The following is a 15064-nucleotide window of genomic DNA, read 5'->3' as shown; positions in this document are numbered from 1 at the left end:
GAAATACGGGAGGGCGGCGACCAATACGTCAGGGCTCGGGATCTGAGTCTATTCGACACTGCGGCTACATTGCGACAATCCAACGTCGCGACTTCCGACACGGCTATCACGAGACCGATCTCCTCACGCCAAGGAAAGTCGGCAGCTAGTCGAGATTCGCGTTGTCGCAGAGCGCATCCAACATCTCTATGAGTTTGAAGGCCGTATTGTTGGACATTGACGGCACGCTACTGGACAGCAACAGCTTTCACGCAGAGTCATGGATGCGCACACTGAAGCGTTTCGGATACAACGCCACTTTTGACGCCGTCGTGAAGCAGATCGGAAAGGGCGGTGAGTATCTGTTGCCCAACTTCGTTCCGATAGACAAACTGCGCTCTCAGGAAAAGGAGATTAACGCCTTCCGCAAAGCGTTGTTTCACCGCGAGTACATCGATCGCATTGTGCCCTTCGCGGACGCGCGCAGGCTGCTTGAACTCATGCGGAAGCGACATCTGCGGATTGCTGTAGCGACATCCAGTGAAAAGAGTGATCTTGAGGTGTTCAAAACGCTACTCAAGATTCATGACCTGGTCGAAGAGGATGCCACGGCAGACGAAGCGGAGAAGCCGAAGCCTGCCCCCGACATCTTCCAGGCCGCTCTTAATTTCCTCGGAGTGGAAGCGAGTGAAGCCTTGGCTCTTGGTGATACTCCTTGGGATGTGGAAGCAGCAGGTAAAGCGGGGGTCAGAGCCGTGGCCGTACAGTCGGGCGGTTGGCAGAAGGAGCAGTTGCAAGATGCAGGTGCGATCGCGGTCTATGCGGATGCTGCAGACATCGTACGGAATTTCGATCAGTCGCCGTTCGCACGTTGAATAGAATGAGATGTGCGGAAGCTCACTTGTCTACGTCGCAAAACGCGAGAGCTGAGATAACCGGAACGAGAAGGCACGGGCCGAGCGATAAATGAAGGCGCATCAGTTCTAAGGCAAATTAGCCTTTTGCAGGCGTTTTGTGAGTGGCTGCTTTCGACGTGGCCTTGCCTTCCTTGCTCCGAAGGATTGTCTTGGCCATTTCAAGTGCACGCTTGCGTTCTTCGGATAGATTCTTGCCACCGCGGTTCTCGTAGAAGCTCAACATCTGCATCGCTTGGCCGGGTCCTTTGGGGCTTACTGCTTTTTTGGCGAGACCCTCAGCGATGGCTTTACCACTCTTCTTGAAGAGACCTGGGCCTGGTTTGGTGGAATCGGTAGTGACTTTGGCGGACCAGCGCTTCGATGGTGGTGTGGAAGACTTCTTTGCGGATTTCTTCGCAGACTTTTTGGTTGCCATGGTTCCCCTCCATAACGACTACGATTCGCTTAAACCCGGACCCCGCGTTGGCGATGGCGGCTGCGGAAGTTTGACTGGCCGGTTAATACGCGCGGATTCATAAATCGCCTCGATAATCCGGATATCCTGGGCACCTTCCTCGCCCGGCGTATGCGGCTGCCGATCGCGCATGACGCATTCGGCCATATGATCCATTTCGAGTGCAAACTGATCCTTCTCATTGATGCTTGGAAGGAAATCAGTTCCGTGGCTTTCCAGAAGTCTGTTGTACTGTAACTTGAGGCCGCTATAGCCAAAAGATGGAGAGAGCTGAATCCAGCCTTCGGCTCCTTCCATTCTGGCGAATGAGCTTCGATGGGCAGCGTAGCCCGCATTGCAGGAAGCGAGGAGACCGGAAGGAAAGCGCAGCGTAAAATTGCAGGTCGCTTCGACCTCAGTGAATCGTGGATCGTCTTGTGGTTGAAATGTTTGACCGAATACTTCAATCGGCTCTTCGCCAGACCAGAAACGTGCGGCATTGAGGCAATAAATTCCCACGTCAGGAAGGCATCCGCCACCAGCCAGCGCTTTATGCAGACGCCATTGGCTTGGATCGCCCTGGTTCTGAGTAAGGGTGGCCAGAAAACTACGCAAGGTTCCGACCTTGCCTGCTCGTATCATCTTCAGGACTTCTCGGTTCATGGGCTCGTATTGCTGACGGTAAGCGACCATCAGCTTGACCTTCGCGGATCGGCAAGCCGCAATCATCTTTTCGCAATCAGCGACCGAAGTAGCCATCGGCTTTTCAGATAAAACGTGCTTGCCGATCTTCGCCGCTCGCGCGGTGTACTCAGCGTGCATGCTATTGGGCAGCACGATATAAACGACCTTGACGTCCGGATTTTGACCCAGCCGTTCGAAATTCGCGTAGCTATAGATCGACGTTGGTTTGACGCCATATTGAGCGGCTATTTTTAGCGCCTTGTCCGGACTCCCGCTCACGAGAGCCACCGGTTTGCAGAATTCGCTGCGTCCAAAAGCCGGAAGGATCTGATTGATGGTCAGATGACCGATTCCAACGATGGTGAAACCAATACGCTGGTCGGAGGATTCGAAGGGGCCTGGCGCTTTGTCCTCACCTTCCGTTTTGGGATCCTCAATAGGAGGAAGAGAGACGTAGTCCTGACCATTCGATGCATCCTGGAGATTTTGCCCAACGCCGAGTGGGCTGAGACCAGCAGCGGCGAGCATTCCTCCTGCACTGTGCAGGAACTGCCGTCGACCAACAGAATGGGAGACCGAAGCCTCGGACGGTGTCAGAGGGCGTTCGACATCAGGGCTGTAGGCATCAGCGCTCATGCGTATTCAGATGCCAATTTGAATATTGTGAGCATTTCTATACCCTCACAGGAAGCTCGAAAGTGGCTGCGCGCTTCACAAGCAGCAGGCCGTACCGAACAATCGTCCGAAAATACGCGGTCAAGTCTCGCGATACCGCTTCCAGTCTTTTTCGAGAATCCTCGCCATCCGAACAGCAGCGTCCTCAAGCCAATTTCGTTTTCGATCTTTCAAATCCATCAGAATTTTCGCGACTTGGTGCTTCGTGCCCAAATGCACATTTGCCGTTTCCGAACCCATGGCCGCAAGAAGCGTTTCTTCGTCACTGTGCTTGGGAAGCGTTTGTATATCGATGGGATTGGAATCGGGAGACAAACGGCGGATCAGCCACAATCCATCAATCACTTGAAATGGGTCAGGCGACCGGACGGCAGAACTGATGGCTTTTTCGTACCAGGGTTGGCCTTTCTCGCCCCGATCATGCAGCCACGAACATGCTGAAGGAACCATCAGCTTCGCTTCGCGTGCGATGAACCCACCTTGCCACTTCGCGATTGCGACGAATCGTTCCTGCCCAAGGCTCCCCAAGCCTGCCTGCCGCCTGACAACCTTGTGCTCGATACCGGCTTCGGGTAACGTCCTTTCAAGAGCGCGCTTCAGATCTTTGGCGAGCGGCCGGCGAACTGCGGGAAGCCGATTCAATTTTGCCCAGAAGTTGGAAGGCGGCTTAAAGCTATCGACTCCCAGCTTTCCGAGTTTCTGCTCTCGTTCGGCGAGAACGATCGGACATCCTCCCTCGTGAAGGGATTCCGAATACCCTCGGAGGATCGCATCGCAGCCGTCCTTGAACTTGATCGAAAGGCCATCTGCATCCACCACAATTTTCAGGCTGGCCGCCAGGCGAACCAGGTCATTTGTATAGGCCAACGGAAAGGCTTCGTCGAAGTCATCTACGCCCCAGCAAAGCCGTCCCTCGGCGTCTCTCCACGTACCGAAGCTGTTTACGTGCAGGTCGCCGACCGCGAGAACTTTGGGAGCGCCGCAGACATCGGCGCACACAGATGACCACAACTGAGCCCACCTATAGAAGGTGCCCCTCAGGAATCCAAACGGACTTCCTTTCATCAGGTCGTGCTTTGTGCGGAGATCTGACTGAATAACGGTCGAACAACTTCGCATCCATGCTTCGTATCGAGCAGTCGCGCTTTGAATGTCGCGGTCATGCGCTACCTTCTGGACTCGCCGTTTTCGGGCTTGTGATTGTCTCAAGGCTTACACCGAGAATGCTTGCGGAGAGATACCCGATGACGCACAGTTTGATTGAACCTGGACTTCGAATGGTGTTGCACTCGAAGCCCAGTAACCCGAGCTAGCTTGGATTATGCAGCGTGATGCGATGCCGTCTTCTTTGTCGATGCCTCGACCCTCTTGCTCTGATTCTGGCCGTCTGCGGCCGTTGGATTCACTTTCTTGGATAGAGATGTCAACTTAGCATCCGTTTCTTTCTCTTCTTCCAGCGTTTGTTCGAGCAGCTTGGCGTGGCTCGATTCGCCCAATTGCTTCGCCATCGCGATCACGGTTCCATAGCCCGCCATCTCGTAGTGCTCGACCCGTTGAGCGCCGCCGATGAGCGCGGCATCGCGAACCGCGCCTTCGTATTCCTCGATGGCTTCGGCCCCCTCTTCCACAAGCCCTTCCATCCCTTTGCATTTTTTCCCTTTGGGATCTTCTCCCAATTTCACGAAAATGCTTTCGAGGCGTTCTACGTGACCCTTGGTTTGCTCGAGATGTTCTTCGAAGCCTGCTTTGAGCTCAGGAAATTCCGACGCCTTCGCCAACTTCGGTAACGCTTTCACCAATTGGTTTTCGGCGTTGTACAGATCTTTGAGTTCGTCAATGAAAAGCTCTTTCAGTCCCTTTTCCGGCATAATGTGTCCTCCTCGGATCGCCGTGCATGTGGTTGGATGCGAAATTGCGCTTCTTGTGGGCCGGGATTCGAAGAAGAGCGAGACTCCGAGCCGGAGCGAGACGGGCAGCAATCAGTTCTTTGGCTTCTTGTCCGTGTCTCTGCCAGGATTGCTGGCATGGACGAGTTCGGGAGTGGAAACCGCCCTTAGATCGACCTTCTGGCGTTCGGTATCAATTCGCCGCGTTTTCTGAAACGGAGTCAGTTCGACGGACTTTCCACTCTCCAGCGCTGCCAGAATGCCCTCCAGCACACGAACGTCGGCAAAGCCCTCTTCTCCGTTTGGCTCGGGGTCCTCATTATTCAGAATGCAATCGGAGAAGTATTTGAGTTCACCGCCGAAGTGATCGGTATTCTTGAACGAATTCTCTTCTGTTTTTTCACCGATAGCGATTACCTGCTTCAGCCCCTTGCCGAAGGTGTACGAAGGATCGAGTTCCAGGGTCCCCTTAGTACCGACGGCGACCAGCGAACTCGATGGATTGCCGAAGTAAGACAGGTTGAATTGTGCCAGTCTGTTATTCGGGAAGCGCAGCGTTACCGCCACTGTGTCATAAAAGTCCTGCGGAAAGCCGGAATCCGTGTGTTTCGTTCCGACCGCGGATACGACTCCTACCGGCTCGTCTTCAAAGACGTAGCGCGATGCATTGACCGGGTAAGGCCCCATGTCAAAGACCGGACCGGCAAGTTCTCCATTCTTAACTCTATGATTCTCAGGGTCGACCAGCTGCGAGAAAGTCGATGCAAACAAATGGACTTCGCCCAAGGCACCGGATCGAATTCTGTCAATCGTGTCGAGCGTTGCCGGTTCGAAGTGAAGCCTGTACGCGACCATGAGCTTGGCCGTCGATGTGGCTTGTGCATCGAGAATTTCTTTGCACTTAGCAGTCGAGATTTCGAGCGGCTTTTCCGTAAGAACGTGGATGCCGGCCTTCAGAGCAGGGACAATGAATTCTGCATGACGCCAGTTCGGGGTGGCCAAATAGATCGCGTCGAAGGTTCCGGAGACTAGCGCCTCAGGGAACTGCTCATAGGCAAAGACCGCCCCCGCTTTGTACTTCTCTCCCAACTCTTTTGCTTTCACCGGATCCGAGGTGACAAGCGCGGTGATTTCCGAGTTACCCGTATGATCAACGCCGGGCATCATGTCCTCTTGAGCGATATCGCCGAGTCCAACGATTGCGTATCGAATCTTGCGGTCGGATTCCATTCCAATCAATTCTTTGATCCCCATAAATGTCCTCTTTTGATTCAAGGATGCTGTAAGCGCGCACGGGTGACCAGTTCATTGCTCACGGGCGAATCAGAGCAATACCAGATTCAGGATCGATCTCTTTCTGAAGATGTTTGGGGCTTTCGGTAATGACGATCTCGCAGGTTGGACGAACGGTTGCGCTCAGCAGGTGACCGCCATGAGCTGACCCATCCTGTCTTCCAATGACCAGATGTGCATGGACCTGCGGTTCACCGTCTTTGAGGGCGATGTCTCCAATGAGTGACAAAAGCTCAACCTGCTCCTGAAGGTTGACCGCAGTCTCATATTTCTTGGTCGTCCAATTGAACCAGCCCAATTCGACCGCACTGAGAGCGCCTATGGCCTTAAAGCTACTGGCTGCCAGATGTTCCACTCCCGCCACCGATTTGAGCGCGGCTAGTATTTCATCTCCGGTATCGAGGATGACGACAAGAGTTTTGGGATTTTCGGCAACCTGGCGTGATCGCATTCTTACTCCTGCGCCTTGGATGCTGAGGTTGGAAGCTGCGTTCGATCAGTCTTCTCGATTGATATTGAGGAGCTCACCAACTTTCCCGATTTACACGCAAATGACTTAGAAGAGGAAATGCGCATCCAACCGTCTGTCCGCACCGTAGGACCATTCTGTTCCGGAGAGCAAGATGACAAATGCATCGGACGTACTTGTAGAACGGCTACTCGCTTGGGGTGTTGACACCATCTTCGGCCTACCCGGCGACGGCATCAATGGGGTCTTTGAGTCGCTCCGCAAAGAAAAAGAACGGATTCGCTTCATTCATGTCAGGCATGAAGAGGCAGCCGCATTCATGGCGTGCGCTTATGCCAAGTTCACCGGCAAGCTAGGAGTGTGCATCGCAACCTCAGGTCCGGGAGGAATTCACCTGCTGAACGGGCTCTATGACGCAAAGATGGACCATGCGCCGGTGCTGGCGATCACCGGACTCCAGCACAGCGATTTGATCGGCACGTTCACTCAGCAGGATGTGGCCTTGGACAAGCTCTTCATCGATGTGGCGGTATACAACGAGCGGATCATGAGTGGAGCGCATATGGAAAGCGTGGCCGATCTGGCGATCCGCACCGCTCTGGCTTCCCGCGGCGTCGCACACATCACTATTCCAGTCGATGTTCAGGTTCAGGAAATCAAGAAGGGCCGGTCGGAGCGAAACCCTGTTCATCACACTTCGGCTGTGCCGGCCTACTTTGATCAGCTTCCGGCCCGAATCGAGCTGGAACATGCGGCGGGCATTCTCAATCGCGGAAAAAAGATTGCAGTTCTCGCTGGGCAAGGCGCGCTACATGCTACCCAGGAACTGGAGGAAATTGCTGAGACGCTCGGTGCGCCCATTGTCAAAGCTCTGCTCGGCAAGGCGGCCGTGCCGGACGACAGCCCTTACACCACGGGCGGGATAGGCCTGCTTGGCACCGAACCCTCACAGGATGCCATCGAGGCCTGCGACACATTATTGATGGTGGGAACATCATTCCCGTATATCGAATTCCTCCCTGAGCCAGGCTCGATCAAGTGTGTCCAGATCGATATCGATCCGCAACGCATCAGCCTTCGCCATCCAGCCGACGTTGGTCTGGTGGGAGACGCGAAAAATACCCTGCGAGCACTGCTGCCGCTGCTTGAAAAGCACGAGAAGGGCTTCCTCGAGAAAGCCCAGAAGGGCAAAGCGGAGTGGCAAAAACTCATGGAAGAACGCGGAACCCGGAGCGACAAACCGATGAAGCCGCAGGTCGTAGGTTGGGAGTTGGGAAAGCGCATCTCGTCGAATGCGATTGTCACCTCGGACTCAGGAACCATCACAACATGGTGGGCGCGTTATGTTCCAGCTTTGCGCGGCCAGAAGCATAGTTGCTCAGGTAATCTCGCCACAATGGCATGTGGCCTTCCTTATGCCATTGCCGCCGCCGTAGCTTATCCGGACAGGCCGGTGTATTGCGTCATCGGTGATGGTGGCCTGAGTATGCTGCTGGGCGAGTTGATTACCGTCGCCGCCTACAAGCTCAACATCAAGATCATCGTCATCAAGAACAATACACTGGGACAGATCAAATGGGAGCAGATGGTCTTCCTGGGCAATCCCGAATATGCGTGCGACCTTTACCCCGCCGATTTTGTCACGATTGCCCGTGGCGCTGGAATCGATGCGATCCAGGTCGAAGATCCGGCAACATGCGGATCTCAATTAGAGAGTGTAATGGGCCGTCCAGGTCCGGTTCTCATCGAGGCGGTTGTCGATGAATTTACGCCGCCTATGCCGGCAAAGATCAAGGCCGGTCAGGCACTGAAACTGGCTGAGGCTCTGGTTCGCGGCGAGCCAAACCGCATGAAGATCGTTCTGACGAACGCGCACGATAAGGTTCGTGAACTAGTGTAATCACGCAAATGAGGAGCCGCCGCCAATATGACAATGTCGGACGTTCCGGTAGGAAAAGTAGCTGTCTCCGCCTATACGATTCCGACGGATGCTCCCGAAGGCGATGGTACTTTCGAGTGGGATTCGACCACTCTCATCGTTTGCGAAATCCACGCTGCCGATCTTGTTGGGCTTGGATACACCTACGGCAATCAAGCCACCGCATTTGTGGCTGAACACCTCGCAAAGAAGTGCCTTTTGCATCGCGCGGCTCTCGATGTGTCGGCGCTTTACGCGACGATGCTCAGGCAGGTGCGAAACGACGGGAGCCGCGGGATTGCTTCGATGGCGATATCGGCTCTCGACATCGCACTCTGGGATTTGAGGGCAAAGCTATTGGGCCACTCTCTGGTCGATCTTCTCGGGCCGCTTCATTCGAGCGTGGCTGCCTATGGCAGTGGTGGCTTTACCACGTACAGCAATACGCAATTGGCGAAACAACTGTCCGGCTGGTCTGAACAGGGATTGAAGAGCGTCAAAATGAAGATCGGCGCGGAACCAGACGCAGATCTTGAGAGAGTTCGTGTGGCGCGCGAAGCCATCGGCGCTTCAACCAATCTGTTTGTGGATGCGAATGGCGCTTACGACACTCGGCAGGCAATCGCTTTTGCGCGGAAGTTTGTTGACTTCAATGTTAGGTGGTTTGAGGAGCCTGTCAGTTCCGATGACCTGGACGGTTTACGTCGGGTGCGCGATCATGCTGCCGGCGTGATGGAGATAGCCGCTGGCGAATACGGCTACGATTCCCTCTATTTCAGGCAAATGCTTGAGGCGCAGTCGGTCGATGTCTTGCAGTTGGATGCGACCCGCTGCAAGGGATTTACTGGTTTCCTTGAAGGCGCAGCCATCGCATCGAGCTTTGGCTATCCCATCTCGGCGCATTGTGCACCATCCCTTCACATGCACATCGGTTGCGCGGTTCCGAAGTTCCGGCACGTCGAGTACTTTCACGATCACGCACGCATCGAGGAGATGCTGTTCGATGGTTTCATCGCACCCAAGGATGGCGAGTTAAAGCCCGATCGTTCGCGGCCCGGCATGGGCCTGATCTTCAAGCATCACGATGCGGAGCGGTTCCTCGCCTGGAGGAACAAATGATTTACGACCTGAGCCAGCCGATCTTCAATAATGTTCCGCAATGGCCGAAGTTTCGTCCCACCACGATGACCATCCCGCATCTCACTGCCATCGAATCGGCAAATGTCGAGCACCTGGACTTGATGACCCACACCGGAACACACGTGGATGCTCCATTCCATTTCTTTCCAGAAGCAGAGACCATCGACGCCCTTCCGCTAAGCCACTTTCATGCGCCTTGTATTGCTCTCGACCTGCGACACAAAGAGCCCGGCAGCGACCTTGCCGCGAGAGATTTTGAACGGCATGCCGATCAAATCAAGGCGGGAATGATCGTGTTGCTCAAGACCGGCTGGGCTGAAAAGCGGGCTCTTACCAAAGAGTTTCTTACCGCGTGGCCCTATCTCACCGGCGAGGGAGCGGAATATCTGATCTCGCTCGGTATACATGGCGTGGGGATCGAAGGACTGAGTATCGGCGGGTATGACGATCCGGAAAAGGAGACGGCCGCTCACAAAGTATTGCTGAGTAGAAAAAAGCTCATCATCGAAGATATTCGCGTACCGGATGCCATGATTGACGGGCGAATACGCCATTTTGCTGCCTTTCCGGTGCTGATTCGGGGAGCAGGTGGGGCATGGACCAGGGCCGTCGCCTGGGACACAGGTGAGCTGGCATGACGTTTATCCTGACCGATACGTTGGAGCAGAGTGCAAATCGGAATCTGCCCGCTCCTTTAGCTGAAACACTCACGTCGGCGCTTGAGCATCTGCGCGAAGGCTGCTTTCAGCGCAGCCTCTGTCTGATCGTCGCCACGACGAGCGTCGCGAGCGGACTCGAAGTTGGCTACGAGCATTACAAGGGCAGCTATAGCAATCCGGTGATGTATACGCCGGTCGTTCTGAGCGGAGCGCTTGCCGGCGCCGGCCTCGTGGGAGTGTTTAGCCGATTCGCTGCTCGCACTGTTCTTCGTTGGATCAGTATTGTTACGCTCGCTGATGGGGTCATTGGATTCTTTTTTCACATCCGAGGCATTGCGCGGAAGCCGGGCGGATGGAGCCTGCCAGTCACAAACATCGTGATGGGTCCGCCGATCTTTGCGCCGCTGCTGTTCGGAACAAGCGCCTATCTGGGATTGATGGCATCGTACCTGCGTCGAGAAGAGGACTTGGAACCGACCGTAGAACGGGTAGGCGCAGCAATCGAGTCTGAAAGTTCCGGCTGGCGGAGTGACCTTCGTCATGGCAGATTCCAGAAGCATCTTTCTGCCCTTACGGTTCTATGGGCATTCTTCAGCGGCTTTGAGGCACTCTACTCCCACTACAAGTCCAACTTTCGCTTCAAGGCTCAGTGGACGCCAGTACTGTTGGCGCCCCTCGTTATGGCTGCAGCAGTCGGAGCAGTGAGAAGCCGCCGCATTGCCAACACCGCTTTGCCGGCTGTGTCCGCTTTGGCGTTGGCCGATGGCGCGATAGGTTTTTACTACCATGCCCGCGGCATTGTCCGCAGGCCGGGCGGCATCAAAAAGCCGCTCTACAACACGCTTTACGGTCCTCCCATCTTTGCTCCACTCTTATTCGCTGCCTGCGGCTTTCTTGGCCTGCTAGCCAGTCTTCTGCGAAGGGAGAGGCGATGACGAAGAAATCGCTTCCATATCTCGCGACAGGCGGCGACCTGAAAGATTTGGAACAACCGGGGTTTTACCCCGGCTATAGCACGATGGCGCAAAAAAGGAGTTGGGAAGATGCGACGCGAAAGACTGTTACCAAGCGCGTCACGGAGACGGCACCTATTCGATTCTTTTCTGAGAAGGAAGCAACTCTGCTCCGCGCGGTCATCGATCGCGTAATGCCTCAGGATGATCGCGCAGAAGAGCGAACGATTCCGATCCTTTCCGTTCTCGACGAGCGACTCTACAAGAATTCGCTCAACGGCTTTCGATATGAAGATATGCCGCCGGACCGGGAAGCCTATAGGCTTGCGATCAAAGCTATCGAAGAGATGGCCCAACATCGCTTTCAACAATCGTTCCATGCCCTCACCGTGCATTGGCAGGAGCTGATCCTGATGTCGCTCCACGATGGAAAACCGGAGCCCGCCAACGCGGCATGGCAAGAGATGCCGGTACGCCGATTCTGGGCAATGCTGATGGAAGATTGCGTAACGGCTTATTATTCGCACCCGTGGGCATGGGATGAGATCGGTTTCGGCGGTCCGGCATATCCACGCGGATACATGCGGCTTGAAAACGGTCTGCCGGAACCATGGGAGAAAGACGAACGTCGTTACGAGTGGAATGCGCCGGTCGATTCGCTATCGGAATTGCGGGAAGAAAGCGCTTCTAAGCGAGGCTCAGAGCACGATCACAAAGGAAGTCACTGATGCCGCACCGTCTGGGCGCCATGCAGACGCTTCCATCGCCAATGCGTCGTTTTCAGGAAAACGATCTCGTAGACTACTGCATCGTCGGGGTCGGCAGCGCAGGCGGAGTGCTGGTGCAGCGTTTGGCTCGTGCCGGATTCCGCGTGGTTGCCCTCGAAGCTGGTCCCTTCTGGGATACCGAGAAAGACTGGGTGAGCGACGAAAAAGGTTCGCATGAACTCTACTGGAACGACCTGCGCATCACCGGCGGAACAGATCCATTGGCGCTCGGTTCGAATAATTGCGGCAAAGGTGTCGGTGGAGGTTCCGTACACTGGGCCGCCTTTGCGCCGCGCTTTCATCCCTCCGATTTTCGGGTCTACTCTGAAGATGGCGTAGGCGTCGACTGGCCCATGTCGTATTGGGATCTGAAGCCCTACTACGAACTGCTGGAACGCGAAATGCCGGTTGCAGGTCCGGCCTGGTTTCCCTGGGGAGACCCACATGGCCATCCTTACGGACCGCATCCGCTGAGTGGGCGGGGTGACGTGCTGGTTCGCGGCTGCACGAAGCTTGGCATCCGTTCGGTTGCCGGGGGTCCAGTCGCAATTCTCTCCGCTTCTCACGGCGATCGCCCACACTGCATCTATCGTGGCTTTTGCATCCAGGGATGCAAGGTTGGGGCGAAAGCCAGCACCCTAATCACCCACGTGCCCAATGCCATTTCGCATGGCGCTGAAATTCGAGCCCATGCAATGGCGTCACGAGTGAGTGTGCGACAGGATGGCCGAGTCGATGGCGTCTTCTATTTCGATCGCGAAGGAAAAGAACAATTTCAGAGGGCGCGCGCAGTAATCGTCTCTGGCTATGCCATTGAGACGCCGCGCCTGCTCCTGAACTCCGCATGTCCCGGCCATCGTCAGGGTCTCGCGAACTCAAGTGGCACGCTTGGCAAGTATCTAATGGCCCAGGCCGGCAATGTTGTCGCCGGGCGCTTCGAAGAGCTGATTCGGCTCTACAAGGCCCCACCTGCGCACGCTTTGAGCGAAGAATTCTATGAGACTGATCCGCGTCGAGGATTCGCCCGCGGTTTTGCAATCCAGACGGTCGGACCGCTGCCCGTTGCATTTGCGAAACAGATGGTCGCGGCCATGGGGGCGTGGGGGTGGGGTATGCGCCGCGTCATGATGGACTATAACCACTGGTCGACTTTGGGGGTCCTGGGCGAGATCCTACCGTGGGAGGACAACTGCGTTGAGCTCGCAGAAGAGAAAGATCAGCATGGCCTGCCGGTTGCGAAGGTAACGTTCAATTTGCATGACAACGACAAAAAGCTCATTGAATTCGGAAAGCAAAAGGTGATGGAGATCATGTGGGCCGCCGGGGCGAAGCAAGTTGTGCAGGAATCTCGATTTGCTCACTTGGTCGGTGCTGCGAGAATGGGACGCGATCCCTCCACTTCGGTCGTGGACAAATTCGGTCGCACGCATGATATTCCGAATCTTTTTGTCTGCGACGGCAGTATCCTCCCGACGCAAGGCTCTGCGAATCCCGGCCTCACGATTCAAGCCCTGGCCGCGCGAACGGCCGACTACCTCATCAAGCAGGGCGATGCGATTTTCTTTTCAAACCGCCGCGATTTGAGTGAGCCGGGTATCCGTTATGATCTCAGCCCGCCCTACACTCGCTTCAAAGGCAATCCGCGTATTGCCTAGCGCGCGAAAAATCTCTTCGCGCAGAGCGCCGCACCAAGCAGTCCACATCCCAAGACAAACCAGCCGCGATGTTTCGACACTTCAGCCTGCAGGCTGAACGAACGCGATTTTCTATCAAACGGCCCATGCGCGCCGAGCGTCGTTGAAACAGGATGCCAAACATTGTCTTGCCGGTCGGGAGAATCCGGTTCCTCACGTTGCTGCGCTTTATACCCGGTTTTGCCAAGATAGTAGTCCAGCAAGCCTGGAAACAACTTCTGTCCGACAATCGCCTTTACAGTCGATCCGCCAACCCAATACTCTCTTCTCGGTGACGAAGTGCAAGCCGCATGCACAATCACTCTTGCACCAACTTCCGGCTCGTAAATTGGGGGCACAGGTTGCGGCAGATTCGGAAGTCGGCTCTTTACCCAGGTAAACTGCGGAGTATTCATCGCCGGCATGTGGACCACAATTGCTTTCACGTCGCTCTCGTCGTGATAGAGCTCGCAGCGCAGCGAATCTGTGAAACCCACAATGGCATGTTTGGTGGCGCAATAAGCAGACTGCAAGGGTATGCTTCTGACCGCGAGCGCCGAGCCCACCTGGATGATGCGACCCCGATTTCGAGGAAGCATTCTCCGCAGCGCCGCGAGAGTGCCGTGAACATAGCCAAGGTAATTTACCTCGGTGACGCGACGGAACTCGGGAGCCTCCATTTCTTTAATGGGGGAGAACACTGAAACCATCGCGTTATTAACCCAGATGTCGATAGGCCCGAGGCGTTCTTCGAAATAGGCAGCCGCCTTCTCCACGGCCCGATCGTCGCTCACATCGGCCGCATAGGTAGCTGCTGTGCCGCCAAAATGCTCGACCTCCACGCCGGTCGCTTCTAGCGCTGCATGGTCACGCGAGATCAGGCCGATTCGAGCGCCGATTTTGCCGAATTCATGAGCAACGGCGCGTCCGAGCCCAGCAGACGCTCCAGTAATGACCACCGTGAGGTTCGATCCCATCTCATTGCCTCCATATGCACGCGGCACAACGTCTTAGATGCGGGTCGTGCAGACCAAATCGGCATCTAACATCTCGATCGATTCCTGGATGAGCGAGGGTTGCGGCGATGTCTCTTGAAATCGAAGATTACGCCCTGATTGGTGATTGCGAGACAGCTGCGCTTGTGGGAAAGAATGGATCGATAGATTGGCTGTGCTGGCCCGATTTCTCTTCACCAGCCTGCTTTGCGGCGCTCGTCGGAACCGAGCTAAATGGCAGATGGCTGCTTGCACCGAGAGGCAGCTGCAGAAAAGTCACAAGGCGGTATCGGGAGCGCACGTTAATTCTTGAAACCCGATTCGAAACGGCTGCAGGCGTCCTCTTACTGACCGATTTTATGCCGGTGCGAGAGACTCATTCCGACGTTGTTCGGATCGCCACGTGTGTCGAGGGCTCAATAACCGTTCAGATGGAACTGTGCCTTCGATTCGATTATGGCCGCACGGTTCCATGGACGGGCAAGCGAGACGGAAATACTTGGACAGCAGCCGCTGGTGTCGGAATCGCATACCTCCGTACTAAGCAACCGATCCAGACAAAAAGCGAAATTGCGACTGCGGAATTCACGCTAAAACGAGGTCAGTACCGTTCTTTCGTTCTG

At 55.3% G+C, this 15064-nt stretch carries 14 protein-coding genes and 1 pseudogene; 8 read left to right on the top strand and 7 right to left on the bottom strand.

The window, feature by feature from the left end; translation table 11 throughout:
• The first annotated feature begins 188 nt into the window (after positions 1-188).
• Positions 189-854: an HAD family hydrolase gene (locus tag OHL22_RS13725; protein ID WP_263338277.1), complete on the top strand. Its 666-nt coding sequence runs from the start codon at positions 189-191 to the stop codon at positions 852-854.
• Between the two features lie 118 nt (positions 855-972).
• Here the strand turns inward: OHL22_RS13725 and OHL22_RS13720 are convergent, their stop codons facing one another.
• From OHL22_RS13720 to OHL22_RS13695, 6 genes are all read right to left on the bottom strand, one after another.
• Complete coding sequence (locus OHL22_RS13720; protein WP_263338275.1) at positions 973-1311, bottom strand: DUF3175 domain-containing protein; 339 nt, start codon at positions 1309-1311, stop codon at positions 973-975.
• An 18-nt stretch (positions 1312-1329) separates the two neighbouring features.
• Complete coding sequence (locus OHL22_RS13715; protein WP_263338272.1) at positions 1330-2649, bottom strand: Gfo/Idh/MocA family protein; 1320 nt, start codon at positions 2647-2649, stop codon at positions 1330-1332.
• A 120-nt stretch (positions 2650-2769) separates the two neighbouring features.
• Positions 2770-3807: a DUF2252 domain-containing protein gene (locus OHL22_RS13710; RefSeq protein WP_263338269.1), complete on the bottom strand. Its 1038-nt coding sequence runs from the start codon at positions 3805-3807 to the stop codon at positions 2770-2772.
• Positions 3808-4007: 200 nt separating this feature from the next.
• Positions 4008-4556, bottom strand: a complete 549-nt coding sequence (locus OHL22_RS13705; protein ID WP_263338267.1) for a YciE/YciF ferroxidase family protein — start codon at positions 4554-4556, stop codon at positions 4008-4010.
• Positions 4557-4667: 111 nt separating this feature from the next.
• Positions 4668-5828, bottom strand: coding sequence for a Gfo/Idh/MocA family protein (locus OHL22_RS13700; protein WP_263338264.1), 1161 nt, complete (start codon positions 5826-5828; stop codon positions 4668-4670).
• A 58-nt stretch (positions 5829-5886) separates the two neighbouring features.
• The gene (locus OHL22_RS13695) at positions 5887-6318 is read right to left on the bottom strand and encodes a PPC domain-containing DNA-binding protein (protein ID WP_263338262.1); all 432 of its coding nucleotides are present in this window, start codon (positions 6316-6318) and stop codon (positions 5887-5889) included.
• A 172-nt stretch (positions 6319-6490) separates the two neighbouring features.
• Between OHL22_RS13695 and OHL22_RS13690 the strand changes: the two genes are divergently transcribed.
• The 6 genes from OHL22_RS13690 to OHL22_RS13665 are packed head-to-tail and all read left to right on the top strand — an operon-like array spanning position 6491 to position 13428.
• The gene (locus OHL22_RS13690; protein ID WP_263338260.1) at positions 6491-8236 is read left to right on the top strand and encodes a thiamine pyrophosphate-dependent enzyme; all 1746 of its coding nucleotides are present in this window, start codon (positions 6491-6493) and stop codon (positions 8234-8236) included.
• A gap of 27 nt (positions 8237-8263) precedes the next feature.
• On the top strand, positions 8264-9373 hold the full coding sequence (locus tag OHL22_RS13685) for an enolase C-terminal domain-like protein (RefSeq protein ID WP_263338257.1): 1110 nt from the start codon (positions 8264-8266) through the stop codon (positions 9371-9373).
• On the top strand, positions 9370-10032 hold the full coding sequence (locus OHL22_RS13680; RefSeq protein ID WP_263338255.1) for a cyclase family protein: 663 nt from the start codon (positions 9370-9372) through the stop codon (positions 10030-10032). Before OHL22_RS13685 ends, OHL22_RS13680 begins: the two co-directional genes overlap by 4 nt.
• Positions 10029-10988, top strand: a complete 960-nt coding sequence (locus OHL22_RS13675; protein WP_263338252.1) for a hypothetical protein — start codon at positions 10029-10031, stop codon at positions 10986-10988. The genes OHL22_RS13680 and OHL22_RS13675 overlap by 4 nt, the downstream gene beginning before the upstream one ends.
• Positions 10985-11734 carry a gluconate 2-dehydrogenase subunit 3 family protein gene (locus tag OHL22_RS13670; RefSeq protein WP_263338250.1) on the top strand — a complete coding sequence of 250 codons (750 nt, stop codon included), beginning with the start codon at positions 10985-10987 and terminating at the stop codon, positions 11732-11734. Before OHL22_RS13675 ends, OHL22_RS13670 begins: the two co-directional genes overlap by 4 nt.
• A complete protein-coding gene (locus OHL22_RS13665) occupies positions 11734-13428 on the top strand; it encodes a GMC family oxidoreductase (RefSeq protein WP_263338247.1) in 1695 nt (564 codons plus the stop codon). The genes OHL22_RS13670 and OHL22_RS13665 overlap by 1 nt, the downstream gene beginning before the upstream one ends.
• Here the strand turns inward: OHL22_RS13665 and OHL22_RS13660 are convergent.
• Positions 13425-14423, bottom strand: coding sequence for an SDR family oxidoreductase (locus OHL22_RS13660; RefSeq protein ID WP_263338243.1), 999 nt, complete (start codon positions 14421-14423; stop codon positions 13425-13427). The two genes, OHL22_RS13665 and OHL22_RS13660, sit on opposite strands and share 4 nt — an antisense overlap.
• Positions 14424-14530: 107 nt before the next feature.
• Between OHL22_RS13660 and OHL22_RS13655 the strand changes: the two are divergent.
• Positions 14531-14896: pseudogene (locus tag OHL22_RS13655) on the top strand (trehalase-like domain-containing protein); the annotation flags it as partial.
• Positions 14897-15064: the final 168 nt, after the last annotated feature.

The sequence above is a fragment of the Acidicapsa dinghuensis genome, from assembly GCF_025685685.1.
Lineage (GTDB): Bacteria > Acidobacteriota > Terriglobia > Terriglobales > Acidobacteriaceae > Acidicapsa > Acidicapsa dinghuensis.
This window is presented reverse-complemented; position numbering and strand designations above follow the sequence as displayed.

Coding starts and splice junctions, on each gene's coding strand:
- OHL22_RS13670 (WP_263338250.1), top strand. CDS start 10,985: ATGACGAAGAAATCGCTTCCATATCTCGCGACAGGCGGCGACCTGAAA.
- OHL22_RS13660 (WP_263338243.1), bottom strand. CDS start 14,423: ATGGGATCGAACCTCACGGTGGTCATTACTGGAGCGTCTGCTGGGCTC.
- OHL22_RS13665 (WP_263338247.1), top strand. CDS start 11,734: ATGCCGCACCGTCTGGGCGCCATGCAGACGCTTCCATCGCCAATGCGT.
- OHL22_RS13680 (WP_263338255.1), top strand. CDS start 9,370: ATGATTTACGACCTGAGCCAGCCGATCTTCAATAATGTTCCGCAATGG.
- OHL22_RS13700 (WP_263338264.1), bottom strand. CDS start 5,828: ATGGGGATCAAAGAATTGATTGGAATGGAATCCGACCGCAAGATTCGA.
- OHL22_RS13695 (WP_263338262.1), bottom strand. CDS start 6,318: ATGCGATCACGCCAGGTTGCCGAAAATCCCAAAACTCTTGTCGTCATC.
- OHL22_RS13690 (WP_263338260.1), top strand. CDS start 6,491: ATGACAAATGCATCGGACGTACTTGTAGAACGGCTACTCGCTTGGGGT.
- OHL22_RS13715 (WP_263338272.1), bottom strand. CDS start 2,649: ATGAGCGCTGATGCCTACAGCCCTGATGTCGAACGCCCTCTGACACCG.
- OHL22_RS13720 (WP_263338275.1), bottom strand. CDS start 1,311: ATGGCAACCAAAAAGTCTGCGAAGAAATCCGCAAAGAAGTCTTCCACA.
- OHL22_RS13725 (WP_263338277.1), top strand. CDS start 189: ATGAGTTTGAAGGCCGTATTGTTGGACATTGACGGCACGCTACTGGAC.
- OHL22_RS13685 (WP_263338257.1), top strand. CDS start 8,264: ATGACAATGTCGGACGTTCCGGTAGGAAAAGTAGCTGTCTCCGCCTAT.
- OHL22_RS13675 (WP_263338252.1), top strand. CDS start 10,029: ATGACGTTTATCCTGACCGATACGTTGGAGCAGAGTGCAAATCGGAAT.
- OHL22_RS13705 (WP_263338267.1), bottom strand. CDS start 4,556: ATGCCGGAAAAGGGACTGAAAGAGCTTTTCATTGACGAACTCAAAGAT.
- OHL22_RS13710 (WP_263338269.1), bottom strand. CDS start 3,807: ATGCGAAGTTGTTCGACCGTTATTCAGTCAGATCTCCGCACAAAGCAC.